This is a genomic window from Aliiroseovarius sp. S1123 (genome assembly GCF_023015885.1).
Classification (GTDB): domain Bacteria; phylum Pseudomonadota; class Alphaproteobacteria; order Rhodobacterales; family Rhodobacteraceae; genus Aliiroseovarius.
Map to the genome: position 1 here is coordinate 238,525 of NZ_JALKBE010000004.1, position 15,390 is coordinate 253,914.

Annotated in this window: 16 protein-coding genes; 12 read left to right on the top strand and 4 right to left on the bottom strand. The window is 62.9% G+C overall.

Going from position 1 to position 15,390, the window contains the following annotated elements; all coding sequences use genetic code 11:
* The first annotated feature begins 1 nt into the window (after position 1).
* The 12 genes from MWU53_RS10155 (at position 2) to MWU53_RS10210 (ending at position 12,039) form a co-directional block, all read left to right on the top strand.
* Positions 2-415 carry a hypothetical protein gene (locus tag MWU53_RS10155; protein WP_247092939.1) on the top strand — a complete coding sequence of 138 codons (414 nt, stop codon included), beginning with the start codon at positions 2-4 and terminating at the stop codon, positions 413-415.
* Entirely contained in the window at positions 412-3,282 is a 2,871-nt protein-coding gene (locus tag MWU53_RS10160) for a BspA family leucine-rich repeat surface protein (protein ID WP_247092941.1), read from the top strand. Before MWU53_RS10155 ends, MWU53_RS10160 begins: the two co-directional genes overlap by 4 nt.
* Complete coding sequence (locus MWU53_RS10165; RefSeq protein ID WP_247092943.1) at positions 3,279-3,854, top strand: DUF4376 domain-containing protein; 576 nt, start codon at positions 3,279-3,281, stop codon at positions 3,852-3,854. The genes MWU53_RS10160 and MWU53_RS10165 overlap by 4 nt, the downstream gene beginning before the upstream one ends.
* Positions 3,851-4,384 (top strand): hypothetical protein, encoded by a 534-nt coding sequence (locus MWU53_RS10170; RefSeq protein WP_247092944.1) that lies wholly within the window; start codon positions 3,851-3,853, stop codon positions 4,382-4,384. The genes MWU53_RS10165 and MWU53_RS10170 overlap by 4 nt, the downstream gene beginning before the upstream one ends.
* On the top strand, positions 4,381-5,265 hold the full coding sequence (locus MWU53_RS10175; protein WP_247092945.1) for a DUF2163 domain-containing protein: 885 nt from the start codon (positions 4,381-4,383) through the stop codon (positions 5,263-5,265). Before MWU53_RS10170 ends, MWU53_RS10175 begins: the two co-directional genes overlap by 4 nt.
* A complete protein-coding gene (locus MWU53_RS10180; protein ID WP_247092946.1) occupies positions 5,265-5,756 on the top strand; it encodes an NlpC/P60 family protein in 492 nt (163 codons plus the stop codon). The genes MWU53_RS10175 and MWU53_RS10180 overlap by 1 nt, the downstream gene beginning before the upstream one ends.
* Positions 5,757-5,765: 9 nt before the next feature.
* Complete coding sequence (locus MWU53_RS10185; RefSeq protein ID WP_247092947.1) at positions 5,766-9,734, top strand: glycoside hydrolase/phage tail family protein; 3,969 nt, start codon at positions 5,766-5,768, stop codon at positions 9,732-9,734.
* 11 nt (positions 9,735-9,745) lie between these two features.
* Entirely contained in the window at positions 9,746-10,489 is a 744-nt protein-coding gene (locus MWU53_RS10190) for a DUF2793 domain-containing protein (protein WP_247092948.1), read from the top strand.
* Positions 10,486-10,800, top strand: coding sequence for a hypothetical protein (locus MWU53_RS10195; protein ID WP_247092949.1), 315 nt, complete (start codon positions 10,486-10,488; stop codon positions 10,798-10,800). Before MWU53_RS10190 ends, MWU53_RS10195 begins: the two co-directional genes overlap by 4 nt.
* Before the next feature lie 78 nt (positions 10,801-10,878).
* Positions 10,879-11,559 carry a D-Ala-D-Ala carboxypeptidase family metallohydrolase gene (locus tag MWU53_RS10200; protein WP_247092950.1) on the top strand — a complete coding sequence of 227 codons (681 nt, stop codon included), beginning with the start codon at positions 10,879-10,881 and terminating at the stop codon, positions 11,557-11,559.
* Between the two features lie 11 nt (positions 11,560-11,570).
* Positions 11,571-11,816 carry a hypothetical protein gene (locus MWU53_RS10205; RefSeq protein ID WP_247092951.1) on the top strand — a complete coding sequence of 82 codons (246 nt, stop codon included), beginning with the start codon at positions 11,571-11,573 and terminating at the stop codon, positions 11,814-11,816.
* A 61-nt stretch (positions 11,817-11,877) separates the two neighbouring features.
* The gene (locus tag MWU53_RS10210) at positions 11,878-12,039 is read left to right on the top strand and encodes a hypothetical protein (RefSeq protein WP_247092952.1); all 162 of its coding nucleotides are present in this window, start codon (positions 11,878-11,880) and stop codon (positions 12,037-12,039) included.
* Here the strand turns inward: MWU53_RS10210 and rfbA are convergent.
* Genes rfbA through rfbC form a run of 4 tightly spaced genes read right to left on the bottom strand, consistent with a single transcriptional unit; the run spans position 12,020 to position 15,368 of the window.
* Positions 12,020-12,892, bottom strand: coding sequence for a glucose-1-phosphate thymidylyltransferase RfbA (gene rfbA / locus MWU53_RS10215; RefSeq protein WP_247092953.1), 873 nt, complete (start codon positions 12,890-12,892; stop codon positions 12,020-12,022). The two genes, MWU53_RS10210 and rfbA, sit on opposite strands and share 20 nt — an antisense overlap.
* Positions 12,889-13,743, bottom strand: coding sequence for a dTDP-4-dehydrorhamnose reductase (rfbD, locus tag MWU53_RS10220; RefSeq protein WP_247092954.1), 855 nt, complete (start codon positions 13,741-13,743; stop codon positions 12,889-12,891). The genes rfbA and rfbD overlap by 4 nt, the downstream gene beginning before the upstream one ends.
* Positions 13,740-14,801, bottom strand: a complete 1,062-nt coding sequence (gene rfbB, locus MWU53_RS10225) for a dTDP-glucose 4,6-dehydratase (RefSeq protein ID WP_247092955.1) — start codon at positions 14,799-14,801, stop codon at positions 13,740-13,742. The genes rfbD and rfbB overlap by 4 nt, the downstream gene beginning before the upstream one ends.
* A gap of 6 nt (positions 14,802-14,807) precedes the next feature.
* On the bottom strand, positions 14,808-15,368 hold the full coding sequence (gene rfbC / locus MWU53_RS10230) for a dTDP-4-dehydrorhamnose 3,5-epimerase (RefSeq protein ID WP_247092956.1): 561 nt from the start codon (positions 15,366-15,368) through the stop codon (positions 14,808-14,810).
* Between the last annotated feature and the right edge of the window lie 22 nt (positions 15,369-15,390).

The following is a 15,390-nucleotide window of genomic DNA, read 5'->3' on the forward strand; positions in this document are numbered from 1 at the left end:
TATGGTCACCATCACCACACCGCGTCCACCCCTCAATCTGTTCGAGGTCGTCCGTGCAGAAATCGGCGTCGAGTGGACGACCATCTATGACGTGCCCGACTACCTGATCCCCGCCGAGGGTCCAAACCCTGCGCGCAGCATCGGCACCGCCGCCATCATGACTGGCGTGCTGATCACCCCCACCGCTGAGGCCGCCGTGCGCGTCTCGATCCGGATCCTCGCGCTCAATAACACATCCTGGCTTTTGCTGGACCGCGCCTTCGCCCCCGCAGGTGATGTTCTCTCCATCGGGCTCGATCGCCAGGTGCTGCGCGCGGGCGAGCGTTTCCAGATGAAGGTTGAGGCCAGCGAGACCGCCATCGCGCATTTCTCCTTCATCCTCAACCAACGCGAAGATTTCACGGTGATCGCATGAGCATCCTGCGCTATGCCACAGGCCGCGGCCGCTTTGTCGGCCAGTCCCTCATCTACCCCGTCCCGATCCCGCTGGATGCTGCGCAGTACTTCGGGGCGGCGGTGGTGGGCGAGAACGGCCAGTTCTATTATTCCAACGGGCTCGAATGGATCGTACCCATCGAGGATAACGAGATCCTGCGTCCCTCGGCCCTCGTGCCCTTCAGCGTCGATGAGCGCACCCAGCTGCGCCTGACCACGTTTCGCTCGCCTGCGGGCCTTGAGCAGATCGGCACCATCTTCGAGATTTCCACCAATGGCGCGGATTTCGAGGGATCGCTGACGCGGATCGTTCCGGGTTTTGGCAATGCCTATCAGATCGAGTTTCCCGAGGACGGCTTTGGCCCCGGTGACCGCGTGCTCTGGCGCGCGGCCTATACCGGCACCGGCGGGGCGCAATCGAACTTCTCGGTTCCCTATGCGCAGACCTTTCCGGACCTGATCTCGCGCCCCAGCCCAATAACCCGCGAGAATGCCATCACCGGCACCGTGCGTGTGACGGATTTCGAGAGCGCCGCGATCTTCGGCTATGGCTATGCCGAGACCCAGACCGAGTTCTATGCTGCAGACGCCACGCCGGGTATCGACGCACCCCTGATCACCGTGACCCAGACCGGCGGAGCGATCACCACTGTGCCGATCCCGGCTTTGGAACCTGCCCAAAACTATCTCTGGCGCGCGCGTTATGGCGGGCGGCTCAATGCGGCCGCACCCGTGATCTACTCGGCCTGGTCGAGCCCGCGCAGCTTTTTTCTGGGCGCGGCCTCACTGATCCTGACCTATGATCTGGAGCTCGCCACTGCGCGCACAATCTACATTCCCCTCGGCGGCGGCACCGTGAACAACCCGCTCGATGTCACCATCGATTGGGGCGATGGCACCAGCGAGCGCTACACCACGGCCGGGATCAAACCGCATCTCTACGCCGAAGGCGCAGGCCCACGCGTCACCGTCACCATCACCGGGCGTCTGGATTGGTATGGCACCACCCAGCCAATCGATCAGGCCGGATTGGTGCGCGTCGAGAATATCGGCTTTGCCATGGGGCTCACGTCTTTGCGCGGCGCGTTTCGCCAGACCACCACGGCGCTGGACTACATTACCCCCAACATCCCCGAGACCGTCACCAGCTTTGAGGAGCTGTTACAAGAAAGCCTCTGTGCGGCCGACCTGCGCGACATGGACACGCGCAACATCACCACACTGCGTCGCATCTTTTTTCGCTCCGACGGCACCGGCCCCAATTGCGCAAACTGGGACGTCGGCCGCGTCGAGGACGTGTTTCAGGCTTTCGCCGACAGCCAGATGAACAGCTCGTTCTCCCTTGGCAATTGGGAAAGCCTCACCTCGATGGAAGAGATGTTTGTCCAGACCATCGGTGATTACTACGGCGGTCGTGACGGCCGCGTGCGCTTCAACCAGCCCATCGGCTATTGGGACGTCAGCCGCATCACTAACATGCGGCTGATGTTCGGCTGCACCATGCGCGCCAATGCGGGCAAGATCGGGGCCGACTTCAACCAGCCGATCAACGGCTGGGACGTGCGCGCGGTTCAGAGTTTTGAGGGGTTCATGGGGCATCTCGGCAATCCGGGGATCAGCCTGAACACCCATGCTTTCAATCAGCCCTTGAGCCAGTGGAACACCTCTGCCGCAACCAACATGACCCGCATGTTCGCGCTCGCCCGCAGTTTCAACCAGGACATATCCGGCTGGAATACCGCCAATGTCACCACCATGGCCGGGATGTTCCGCGGTGTGGCGGGGGTGCACGGGTTCAACCGCAGCCTCAATGCCTGGGACGTCTCAAACGTTATCGACATGAGTGAGATGTTCTCCTTTAGCGATTACAATCAGCCGCTGGGAGCCTGGAACGTCGCAAACGTCACCACCATGCGCGCGATGTTTCTCAGCGGGCTGTTCAACCAGCCGATTGGGGCGTGGGTCGTTTCAAGCGTCACCGACATGGCCTTCATGTTCGCCTCCGCCAGCACCAACCAGCAACGCGCCTTCTTCGATCAGGACATCGGGGCGTGGGATGTGTCATCTGTCACCGACATGGAGGCAATGTTTGGCGCGGTCGGCGCTGGCAGTGACCAGCGGGCGGACTTCAACAACGGCGGCAGCCCGTCCATCTCCGGTTGGGATGTCTCCAATGTAGCCACCATGCGCGCCATGTTCCGCTCGGGCGACAGTGGCAGCCGCAATCCCTATCATCGGTTCAATCAGCCCATTGGCGCCTGGAATGTCGCCAATGTCACCAGCATGCGCGACATGTTCCGTGGCTACCGCCAGAGCTTCGATCAGGACATCTCGCAATGGCCACTTCGGCCTGCAGGCGTCGATCTGGCGGATTTCATGGCAGTTGATGTCGATCGCGCGTTTTCCGAAGCCAACTATTCGCGCCTGCTCACGGGGTGGGCCAATCGCGTTGATGCCGTCAGCGGGCCGTTTCTCGTGCCCTTCGGCACGGCCGACCGGGTCTACAACACCACCGTCTACCAACCCGCCTCGCGCTTTACGAATGCGGACGATGCGCGTGTGTTTCTGGTCGCACCCCGCAGCGTCTCGGTCGCGGGCGCGTCCACCGTGGACGCGGACGGCACATACACCTTCGACGCCGCAACCGGCCTCTATGCCAAGGCGACCGGCTGGTACTTCCTCAAACTGGGCTCAACCTGGACCCTCTATGACGCGACTGATGCCCCCCAGGCCAGCGGGGACGCCAATCTGCCATGGGAGGTGACAGCCTGGACCGGCGTTTTGAGCACCGCAACGCTGCGCAACGCGGGCGCGGCCTGGACCATCACGGGAGATATCGCAGCATGACCAACAGTTTCACGGCAACCGAGCAGACCTTCTGGATCGCGCATTCCGAAGGCGCGCTTGAACACGGCATCCTTGATCCGGGCACACGGATCGATACTGGGCAGGCATATCTTGAGACCTACACCTCCGCACGGGCCTGGACCCTCCGGATTGCAGCACTCCGCAAGGATTATGTCAGCGCGGTCGCCGCATGGCGCGAGACTCTGCGCCTGCGCGATCCGTTTGCAATGCTGGCCGATCATCGCTGGCGACATGAGACCGCGGGTCTTGATCTGCCGGGCGGGCAGCGCATCCAGACCACACGCGAAAGCCAGGCGCAAATCACCGCAATGGTCAATTCGCTGCAGATGGGCCTCATTTCCGAACCCGTCACCTACAAGCTCGACAGCGGATGGGCAGAGTTGACTGCGGCTGAAGTGACAGCGGTGGCGCAGGCGGTGGGCGGCCATGTCAAAGCCTGCTTCAGGGCCGAGCGCGGAGTGGCGGCGCAGCTTGAGGCCATGGTCGACTCCGAGAGCGCCGATGTGGCCGGGCTATTCGAGGCAGCATACCTTTTGGAGGTGACGCAATGACCCTGTTTGAAGCCACGCGTGATCAGCATCACGCTTGCGAGCAACATCCGCTGGGGCGTCGCATGGCGGCAGGCAATATCACCCGCGCCGAGTGGGCGGCCTGGCTGAATGCGTTTCGAACGCTGCACCAAGTGGTTGATCTGGCGCTGCCTGCGGATATGCAACGCGATACGCTGTTGGCTGCGGACCTGTCCGTCCTGCCGTCGGTGCCTCCAAGTCGGGCGGCGCTGCGGTTTGCGCTTGATCTTTGTGGGGTGGACACGACCGGCGCGGCTTATGTGCTGCACGGCGCGCACCGCTCAGGCGGGCGGGTTCTTGCCCCGACGCTGGTCAAGCGCGGTCTGCCCTGTGCGCACATTACCTACCGAGATCCCGAGGCTGTGCAGGCCTGGGTCAAGCAGACCCGCGGCCGAGATGATCTCGCTTCGCAGGCAAGAGCAACCTTCGCATGCTTGCTGGCCGTGATGGACGAGATCATCGCGCGTGAAGATTTAGCAGCGCCAGTCGCAGAGGTGGAGAGCCAACAATGAAGAGCCTCTCACCCGACCTGCAAGCCCATCTCGATAGCGGCACCACAACGCTGGCCTGGTGCTGGCGGCTGACCCGTGCCGATGGCGTGAGCTTTGGGTTTACCGATCATGACCGGGTGCTCGCGTTTGACAGCACCGCGTTCGAGCCTGAGAGCGGATTAACCGCCTCGGAGATCCGCACCGGGTCTGATCTGTCGGTGGATGCGCAGGACGCCGAAGGCGCGCTGACCTCTGATCGCATCAGCGAGGCTGATATTCTGGCCGGGCTCTGGGACGCGGCTGAAGTTGATGTCTGGCGCGTGAACTGGGCCGACCCCGACCAGCGGGTGCTCATGCGGCGTGGGGCCATTGGCGAGATCCGGCGGGGCCAGACCGCCTTCATCGCCGAGATCCGCAGCCTTGCTCATATTCTGGGCCAGACCGTTGGGCGGATGTTCCAGAGCAGCTGCGATGCCGATCTTGGCGATGGGCGCTGCCGGATCGATCTCAATGACCCGGCCTTCACGGGCACCGGGGCGGTTCTCGAACCTCTGCGCGATCGGGTGTTTCGGGCCGCAGGGCTCGGCGCGTTTGATCCCGGCTGGTTTGCCTTCGGCACGGTTGAGTGGGACAGCGGTGAGAATGTAGGACGCCGGATCGAGGTCCTGTCACATGAGGTCACGGACGGCATTGCTACCCTGACCCTGCTTGAAGCCCTCGTCTGGCCGATCGCAACCGGCGACACCTTCACGGCCCGCGCGGGCTGCGACAAGCGGATCGAGACCTGTGCAGCAAAGTTTGCCAACAGCGCCAATTTCCGAGGCTTTCCGCATATCCCGGGGCAGGACACGATCCTGCGCTACGCCACGCGCGATGGCGGGCATGAGGGAGGGGTGTTGTGATGAACGTCGCTTCCAGCGGAAACGACGGGCGGCAGTGCATCGCATCGGGATGCACGAGAGCACCAGCTGATCCCGACCACGTCATCACCGCAGCGCGTGCCTGGCTCGGGACACCGTACCACGATCAGGCAAGCCTGCGTGGCGTCGGCTGCGACTGCCTCGGGCTGGCACGCGGCGTCTGGCGTGATGTGGTTGGGCCGGAGGTGTTTGAGGTCCCGCCCTACAGTCGCGACTGGGGCGAGACCGGTCCACGCGAAGTGCTCGCTGAGGGTGCGCGAAGCATGATGATCGAGGTTGAACCTGCTGATATGGTGCCCGGTGCGCTCGTGCTGTTTCGCATGGCACCGCGCGCGATCGCCAAACATGTCGGGATCGTGACCAGTCCTGGCACTTTCCTGCACGCTTATGAACGGCTCGGTGTCATCGAGGAACCGCTCACCTCGTCCTGGCGTCGGCGCATCGCCTTCGCCTTCCTGTTTCCGCAACGCTGAGGTGTCTGCATGGCCACGCTTGTTCTCGGGGCCGTCGGCACCGCCATCGGCGGCAGCATTGGCGGGTCTATTCTTGGCGTCAGCGCCGCCACCATCGGTGGCTTTGTCGGCTCCACCATCGGCTCAGCCGTTGACAGCTGGATCGTGTCCTCCCTGGCACCAAGTCAGCGCATCGAAGGTCCACGGCTCGACAGCTTGCGCATCACTTCCTCAACCGAAGGGGCTGTCCTCCCGCGCGTTTACGGTCGCATGCGCATGGGCGGCAACGTGATCTGGGCCACGGATTTCCGCGAAGAGACCAACACAACCACGCAAGGTGGCGGCAAAGGCGGCGGCGGTGGTAAGGTCACGACCACCGAGTATCTGTATTTTGCGAGCTTTGCTGTGGCCCTTTGCGAGGGGCCAATCACCGGGATCGGGCGCATCTGGGCTGATGGCAAGTTGCTCGATACCGCAGGCATCACCTGGCGCTGGTATCCGGGCGACGAGGTGCAGACAGCCGATCCGTTCATCGCGGCGAAGATGGGTGCGGCCAGCACGCCCGCTTATCGCGGCACCGCCTATGTCGTTCTTGAGGATCTGGCGCTTGCCAATTACGGCAACCGCTTGCCGCAGCTGACCTTCGAGGTCTATCGGCCGCTGGCTGACACCGACACCGCCGAGGGGCTCACGCGCGTCATTGCGTTCCTGCCAGGCACCGGCGAGTTCGCCTATGCCACGACTGGCATTCGCAAGGGCAGCGACGGGGCGCAGACCCCAGAAAACCTGACCGTGCTCACCGCCACCACCGATATGCTGGTGGCGCTGGATCAGCTGCAGGCCAGCGTGCCAAACGTGGAAAGTGTGACTTTGCCTGTTGCCTGGTTCGGGGATGACCTGCGCGCGGGGGTCTGTCAGATCAAGCCGGGTGTCGAAGTCGCGGTGAAGATCACCAGCCCGCAGACCTGGCGCGTCAATGGTGTGGCGCGCGTCACTGCTCATCTGGTGAGCCAAACCAGAGATGGCCGCCCGGCCTATGGCGGCACACCGGCGGATTTTGCGCTGATTGAGGCGATACGTGAGGCAAAGGCGCGCGGGCTGCGGGTCACGCTCTCGCCCACACTGCTGATGGATGTTCCGCCTGGGAACACCCGACCCAACCCGTATTCCGACAATGCGGGGGACGTGGGTCAGCCGGACTATCCGTGGCAAGGGCAGATCACCTGTTCTCCGGCAGCGGGCTATGCCGGGACCGTGGATAAAACTGGCACGGCTGCTGCCCAATTGGCCGGTTTTTTTGGCACTGCGACATCTGCGCAATTCGTGGTTTCTGGGGAGAGCGTCAGTTGGACTGGCGCCGCCGATGACTGGGGGCTGCGGCGCATGGTACTGCACTACGCCCATCTCGGCGCAGTTGCTGGCGGCGTCGATACCTTCCTGATTGGCAGCGTAATGCCGGGGCTGACCACAATCCGCTCGGGCGCATCCACCTATCCGGCCGTGCAGGCGCTGCGCGCTCTGGTGGCCGATGTGCGCGGCATTCTTGGGCCGGGCACAAAGATCAGCTACGCCGCTGACTGGCGTGAGTATTTTGGGCATCACCCCGGCGATGGCAGTGGTGATGTGCATTTCCACCTCGACCCGCTCTGGGCCGATGCCGAGATCGATTTCATTGGCATCAACAATTACATGGCGCTGTCGGACTGGCGCGACGGGTTTGAGCACACAGATGCGAACGAGGGTTGGCCTGCAATCTATGATCGGATCTATCTGCAGGCGAACATTGCTGGCGGCGAAGGCTTTGATTGGCTCTATGCCAGCGCGGCTAATCGGGCGGCACAGGTTCGCGCGCCAATCACTGATCCTGACCATGACAAGCCGTGGGTCTTTCGGCCCAAGGATCTGCGCAGCTGGTGGTCGAATGCGCATTTCGATCGGCTGGGCGGTGTGGAGAGCGGTTCGCCCACCGCATGGGTGCCGCAATCCAAACCGATCCGGTTCACCGCCCTTGGCTGCCCCGCCATCGATCGTGGGGCCAACCAGCCCAGCGTTGCAGCGCATCTGAGCCCGTCTGGCTCGGCGCTGCCACATGCCTCGCGGGGCTGGCGCGACGACGCGATCCAGCGCGCCTATCTCGAGGCCACATACCTCTGGTGGGGCGAGGCTGCGAACAATCCGGAGTCATCCATTTTTGGTGGCCGGATGGTCGACAAATCAGAAACGACTGCCTGGGGTTGGGACGCACGGCCCTATCCGTTTTTCCCAGAAATCGCCGCAGGCTGGGCCGATGCGCCCCACTGGCGGCTTGGCCCTTGGCTGACGGGACGGCTCGGAGCGGTGTCGCTCGCGGCTCTTGTGCGCCATCTCTGTCTGCGCGCCGGGTTGCCAGCGTCCCGCATCGACGTCTCCAGCCTTTGGGGCGCGGTCGAGGGCTATGTCATCAGCGCGCTGGAAGCCCCGCGCGCCTCCATTGGCATCCTCGCACGGCATTTCGGGTTCGATGCCGTTGAGACACAAGGCATGATCCGCTTTGTCATGCGTGGGCGTGGGGCCAGTGCGGTCCTTGATCTGGACACACTCGTTCCCGCCGGTCGTGAAGGCGAGGCCATCGAGAAGACCCGCGGCCAGGAAACCGAACTGCCCCAAGCCCTCAAATGGCAGGTCGCCCGCGCCGATGAGGATTATGAGGCCGCGCTTGTTGAAGCCCGCCGCATCACTGTCACCGCCAGTCGCATCGCCTCTGAGCGCTTTCCGGTTGCGGTGCCGCCCGAGGAGGCCGAACGCAGCTGTCGGCGTGCCTTGATGGAAGCCTGGACGGGGCGCGAAAGTGCAATGTTCCGACTGCCGCCCTCACGTCTTGCGCTGGATCCAGCGGATGTCGTCACGCTCATCGAGGGCGACCGTCAGGCCGATTTCCGGCTCGTGTCCATCGGTGATGCCGACGCCCGCGCGATAGAGGCGGTGCGCCATGACCGCAACGTCTATGATCTGCCATCCGGTGTGCCGCGCAACGCCGCACCTGGCATTGCCACGATCTTCGGCACCCCGGTCGCCGTGATCCTTGATCTGCCGCAGCTGCGCGATGAATTGTCCACGCATCAACCGCTTGCTGCGGCGCATGCCGCACCTTGGCCCGGCGAGATGGCCGTGTTTCGCAGCCCAACTGACGATGGTTACACGCTGCTGACATCACTTTCGGCGCGCGCCAGGATCGGCACGCTCGTCGCCGACCTGTCATCTGGCCCCACGTCGCGCTTTGATCTGGGCAACGCGCTGACCGTCGATGTGCTGTCTGGTACGCTGGAAAGCGTCACCGATCTCGCGCTATTTGGCGGCGCCAATGCGCTGGCTGTCGAGAGTTCGCCAGGTCTCTGGGAGGTGCTCCAGGCCGGGTCAGCCGAACTGATTGCACCGGGGCGCTATCGCCTGACCCGCCTCCTACGCGGTCAGCGCGGCACGGAACTCGCCATGGGCAATCCAACAGCCGCTGGTGCACGCGTTGTGGTGCTGAATGAGGCCCTGTCGCCGCTACCCATCGCCGAGGCTGATCTGGGCATCCCGTGGAACTGGCGCATCGGACCCGCCAGCAGGCCTTTTACCGATGAGACCTATATTGCGCAGACCTTCACCCCGGAAGGCGCGGGGTTGCGGCCATTCGCGGTTGGACATGTTTCGCAACCCTCGCTGAGCGGCCGCGTGCCGGGCGACTTGGAGGTCCGCTGGGTCCGGCGATCGCGGGCGCTGGCTGCCGATAGCTGGGCCGCGGCGGAAGTGCCGCTTGGCGAAGAGACTGAGGCTTATCTGATGGAAGTTTTGGACGGCACCGCGATCAAGCGCCGCCTGCAGGTCAGCGCGCCGCAAGCGACCTACAGCGCCGCTGACCAGATTGCCGATTGGGGCGGGCTGCTGGGGCCCGGCGACACCCTCACGCTGCGCATTGCCCAGCTCTCAGCCCTTTATGGGCCGGGCGCAGCAAAGACCGTCACCCTCCAGTTCTGAAGGAGTTCCCTGTGTCAGACACCACCACCCGCCTGCTTCTGCCCTACATTCTGGCAGCGCAGGCCCAGAAGCACGTCACCCATAACGAGGCCCTGCGACGGCTCGATGGGCTGATCAACCTCACCGTGAAGGACAGGACGCGGACCGCGCCGCCCGCCACTCCGACCGAGGGTCAGGCGCATCTGGTCGCGGGTGGGGCCAGTGGCCTGTGGGCAGGTTGGTCAGGCGACATCGCGGTCTGGACGGACGGTTCGTGGCTCCGTCTCCCCGCACAACCCGGCTGGCGGCTCTGGGTCATTGACGAGGGCGTGATGCTGGTGCGGATCGGGACAAATTGGCTGTCGCTCGACGTCGCTATGGGGCTGGTGACGCGCGCGGCCAATGTCGTGCTGGCTCAAGGTGCGACAGGCAGCAACACAGGCCTCGGGATTATTGATGCCACCGTATCCGGAATGACAGGCTCTGCTGTCACGACATCCCTGATCCTGCCCGCCAACACGCTGATCCTTGGCGTGACAGCGCGGGTTTCCACGACCATCGCAGGTGCCACGGGCTTTGCGCTTGGTATTGCAGGGGAGCCGGAGCTGTTTGGGGCGGGGTACGGACCGGATACAAGCACAGAAGCTGCGGGCGTGATCGGCCCGAGGGTGTTCGCGACGGCAACGCCGGTAGTCGTGACGGCCGAGGGCAGTAGTTTCACCGGCGGGGCGCTGCAGCTGGCTTGTCACACCCTTACTTTGGGGGGCCCGACATGAACGACAATTCCTCGCCCGGCCTGCTTGGCAGCGTGATTATCGCCGTGCGCGATCACGGGCTGACGGCGGCCATCACCGCGCTGATCGGCGGGTTCCTGGCGCTGCTCGCCGCCATCACCCGTCGCGCCTTCACCAATGACGCACTGCTGCAGCGGCTCGATCGCGAACTCAGTTCAGAGCGCCAACGTCTCGACGCGCAGCGCGCTGAAGACCGCCACACCGATGCAAAACGGCTCGACCGCATCGAGATCGACATCCGCGCTGTTCGCGACATGATCTTCGAGGCGTTCCAGCGCGGCCCGCCCGGCTGATCACACCCGCCCAGGCCCTAACCATCGTCCCGCCCGCAGTGCTTGTTGCGGGCTTTTTCTATTCCAGAGGAGGCCACCATGCCTGATACTGTCCAAACCTACCGTCATTTCCGCGATGTGCCCAAGCGCGACTGGCGCTGGACCAACTTTTCGCCCGCCGAGATTGCCTGCCGCGGCACCGGCAAGCTGAAGCTGCACCCGGAAGCGCTGGATAAATTGCAGGCGCTGCGCGACCGGCTGGGAAAGCCGCTGATCATCCGCTCAGCCTATCGCAGTCCAGAGCACAATCGCGCGGTGGGTGGCGCGACACGCTCGAAGCACATGGAGGCGACGGCCTTCGACATCGCGATGGAAAACCACGATCCCGTTGCATTCGAAGCGGCGGCGCGCGCTGTGGGCTACCTGGGCTTCGGCTTTTATCCGCGCTCGGGTTTCATCCATGTCGATCTCGGGCCCACGCGTCAGTGGGGCGAGCGGTTTCCGGTACGGGCGGTGCCCTTTGCAGCTGAGGTGCCGACCGCGCGGGAAGTCCTCGCTGAAAGCCGGACGCTCAAGGGCGCAGGCACTGCGGGCGTCGCGACAATGGGTGCGGCGGGCGTCGAGGTGGTGCAAGAGGTGCTGGCCGAAGCGCAGGGAACTGTCTTGCCGCTGGTGACGCACCTCGACAGCCTGCGCTGGATTTTCATCCTTCTGGCCTTGGCAGGGATCGCGGTGGCGATATGGGCCCGCGTCGACGACTGGCGAAAGGGGCGTCGCTAATGTGGGGCACCATGCTGAGCGGACTGATTGCCTCGCCCTTGGCGCGGCGGCTCATCAGGACGGCGCTCGCCGTTCTCACTATCGTGTTTTTTCTCTTCAACTTGCGCCGTGCAGGTGAGCGCGCTGGTCGCGCTGCCGAGCGGCTCGACACCCTGGAGGCTGTCACCCATGCCCAACGTCAGATGCTGGACGAAGCCAGCCGCCGTCCTCGCAACCGCAATGATCTCGTTGACAGGCTGCGCGACGGGGAGTTCTGAGCAGCGTTCAAATTCTGTCTGTCCGCCGGTCGTGGCGTATAATCGCGAAGAGCAGCGGCGCGTGGCTGATGAGATCGACGCGCTGCCCGAAGGCAGTGTCATCGTCGGCTGGCTCGCGGATTATATGGTGCTGCGGGGGCAACTGCGCGTGTGCCAGCAAGATGTAAACGCTTTGTTCTGGGGCGCCAACGTCAAATCACAGATTACCGGGCGAGCCCCTTGAGATATGAGCCATAGTCGTTCTTTCCGAACTGTTCCGCACGGGCTCTCAGTTGGTCTTCGTCAATCCAGCCCATCTCAAAGGCGACCTCGTCGGGCGAGCCCACTTGCTGACCTTGGCGTTCGGTCAGGGTGCGGACGAAGTTTCCGGCGTCCAGAAGACTGGCGTGGGTGCCAGTATCCAGCCAAGCATAGCCGCGGCCCATTTTTTTGACCGATAGTGTGCCGTCGGCCAGATAGCTTTCAAGCAGGCTGGTGATCTCCAATTCACCGCGGGGCGATGGCCGCACCTCTTTGGCCCGTGCTGGTGCTGTGCCGTCAAGGAAATAAAGCCCGGTCACCGCGTAGTTCGATGGCGGCACGGTTGGTTTCTCGATGATCGACCGCACAGTGCCATCTTCGTCAAAATCCACCACGCCGTAGCGTTCCGGATCAGCCACGCGATAGCCAAAGACAGTGGCACCCGCCTGCGCTTGTCCGGCCTCTTGCAACAGGTCGGGCAGCCCGTGGCCGAAGAAGATATTGTCGCCCAGCACCATCGCCGAGGGCGCGCCATCAAGGAACTCTTCCCCAAGAATAAACGCCTGCGCCAGCCCATCAGGGCTGGGCTGCACCATATAGTTCAGGGACACACCCCATTGGCTGCCGTCGCCAAGCGTCCGTTTGAACTGTTCCAAGTCATGCGGGGTAGTGATGATCAGGATCTCGCGAATGTCGGCCAACATCAGCACTGTCAGAGGGTAATAGACCATGGGCTTGTCATAGATCGGCAAGAGCTGTTTCGACACACCCATGGTAATGGGATAAAGCCGCGTGCCAGACCCGCCTGCTAGGATGATGCCTTTGCGTGTTGTCACGGGGTAATACCTATCTCTGTCATTATATCGGCCAGTCCTGCGCGCCAATCTGGGCGGGGGATGGCGAAAACCTGTTCCGTTGTATTGCAATCCAGCCGCGAATTCAGCGGCCGCGCTGCGGGTGTGGGATAATCGCGCGTGGCAATTGGGATAACGCGGGTGCCCCGCTCCGCCTGGGCAAAGATTGCGCGGGCAAACTCGCACCAGCTGACATCGGGCGCGCCGCTGAAATGATACGTTCCGGTCTTGGTGGGCACGTCGCATAGTTGCTGGGCGATAGACAAGCAGGCGTCGGCAATCGCGCGGGCGGGGGTTGGGCCGCCGATCTGATCATCTACAACGCTTAACTCATCGCGGCTGTCCGACAGGCGTAGCATGGTTTTGACGAAATTGCCTCCATGGGCGGAAAACACCCATGAGGTCCGCAAAATTGCATGGGCTCCGCCCGCGGCGCGAATGCCTGCCTCGCCCGCCAGCTTTGACCGGCCATAGGCGTTTTGTGGGTCGACGCTGTCATCAGGCGCCCAAGCATGGGTGCCGTTACCGGCAAAGACATAATCGGTTGAGATATGCACAAGCGGAATGTCCAATGCCGCACAGGCCTGCGCCATGGCGGTGGGGGCCTCGCCATTAATGAGGGTAGCCAGCGCCTCTACCTCTTCGGCACGATCCACGGCGGTGTAGGCAGCGGCGTTGATCACCGCGCGGGGCCGGTGGGCGTAAATTGCTGCTGCACAAGCCGCAGGATCAGTGAGATCGACCTGATCACGCCCTAGCGCCACAACACTGCCCAACCGTTGTAACTCGGTCGCGACCTGCCCGCTGCGGCCAAAGACCAAAATAGTATTCATGAAGCGGCTTTCTCAGTGGTGCCCAGCCGTTGGCCGACGCCCGCACGCACCAGCAATGGGCGCCACCAGTCCTCGTTCTCCAGATACCAGCGCACGGTGCGTTCCAGCCCCTCTTCTACAGTGACCGAGGGGCGCCAGCCCAACTCTTTGCGGATACGTGCGGGATCAATCGCATAGCGTGCATCATGGCCGGGGCGGTCGGTGACAAAGGTGATCAGATCGCCATAGCAGTCGGCCTCGCGCGGGTGCAGCCGGTCAAGGATGGCGCAGATCGTTTGCACCAGTTGCAGGTTGCTGCGTTCGTTCTCGCCGCCGATATTATAGCTGCGCCCAATCTCGCCCTGTTGCGCCACCAAAAGCAGCGCATCGGCGTGATCCTCGACATAAAGCCAGTCGCGGATGTTGCTGCCATCGCCATAAATCGGCAGCGGCTTGCCCGCCAGCGCGTTCAGAATGACCACCGGGATAAGCTTTTCAGGGAAGTGATACGGGCCGTAATTGTTCGAACAATTGCTGAGGACCACGGGCAGGCCATAGGTCTCACCCCAGGCGCGCACCAGATGATCGGAGCTTGCCTTGGAGGCAGAATAGGGGCTGCGTGGATCGTAGGCCGTATCCTCGGTGAACATGACTGATTTATCCGCGGGCAGTGAGCCGAACACCTCGTCCGTTGAGATATGGTGTAAGCGAAAGCCCTCAGGTCGGCCTTGCGCGATCCAATAGGTGCGGGCCGCTTCCAGCATGTTGAACGTGCCGGTGATATTCGTTTCGATGAAATCGGCCGGCCCATCGATCGAGCGATCGACATGACTTTCGGCGGCCAGATGCATGACGATATCGGGCTTGTGGGTGGAAAAGACACGATCCAGCGCCGCGCGGTCGCGGATATCAGCCTGCTCGAAGGCATAAAGCGGGCTGTCTGCGACGGACGCCACATTGGACAGGCAGGCGGCATAGGTCAGCGCGTCAAGGTTCACTACCTGATGGCCCCGTGCCACCGCCAGCCGCACCACCGCCGAGCCGATAAAGCCCGCACCTCCTGTCACAAGGATCTTCATCTGTGCCTATCCTTCCATGTGAAACGGGCTGTCGAGATCGGTCAGCATTGGGGCCGCGGCGTCTTTGTCGCTTAGGATCGCCGTTTCCTGCAATGGCCAGTCTATTCCGATGGCCGAGTCATCCCAGCGTAGCGCGCCCTCGGTTTCTGGTGCATAATAGTCCGAGCATTTGTAGATGATCTCACTATCGGGCTGCAGCGTGGCAAACCCATGAGCAAAGCCTGCAGGGATGAACAGCTGCGCACCATTCTCGGCGCTGAGTTCGTAGCCAACCCATTTGCCATATGTCGGGCTGTCCTTGCGGATATCGACGGCGACATCAAAGATCGCACCGCGCCCGCAACGAACCAACTTGGCCTGCGCGGCAGGGGGAGCTTGGAAATGGAGGCCGCGCACGGTGCCAATCTCAGCTGACAGCGAGTGGTTGTCCTGCACAAAATTTTCATCGATCCCCAGCTCCGCATAAACGCGCTGACTGTAGGTCTCCCCAAAGAAGCCTCGATGATCACCGAAGCGATCGGGCTCTATCATTAAGATCCCTGCTAAACTGGTCTTGCGAACCCGCATTGTTCAGTACGCCTTTCTGCTG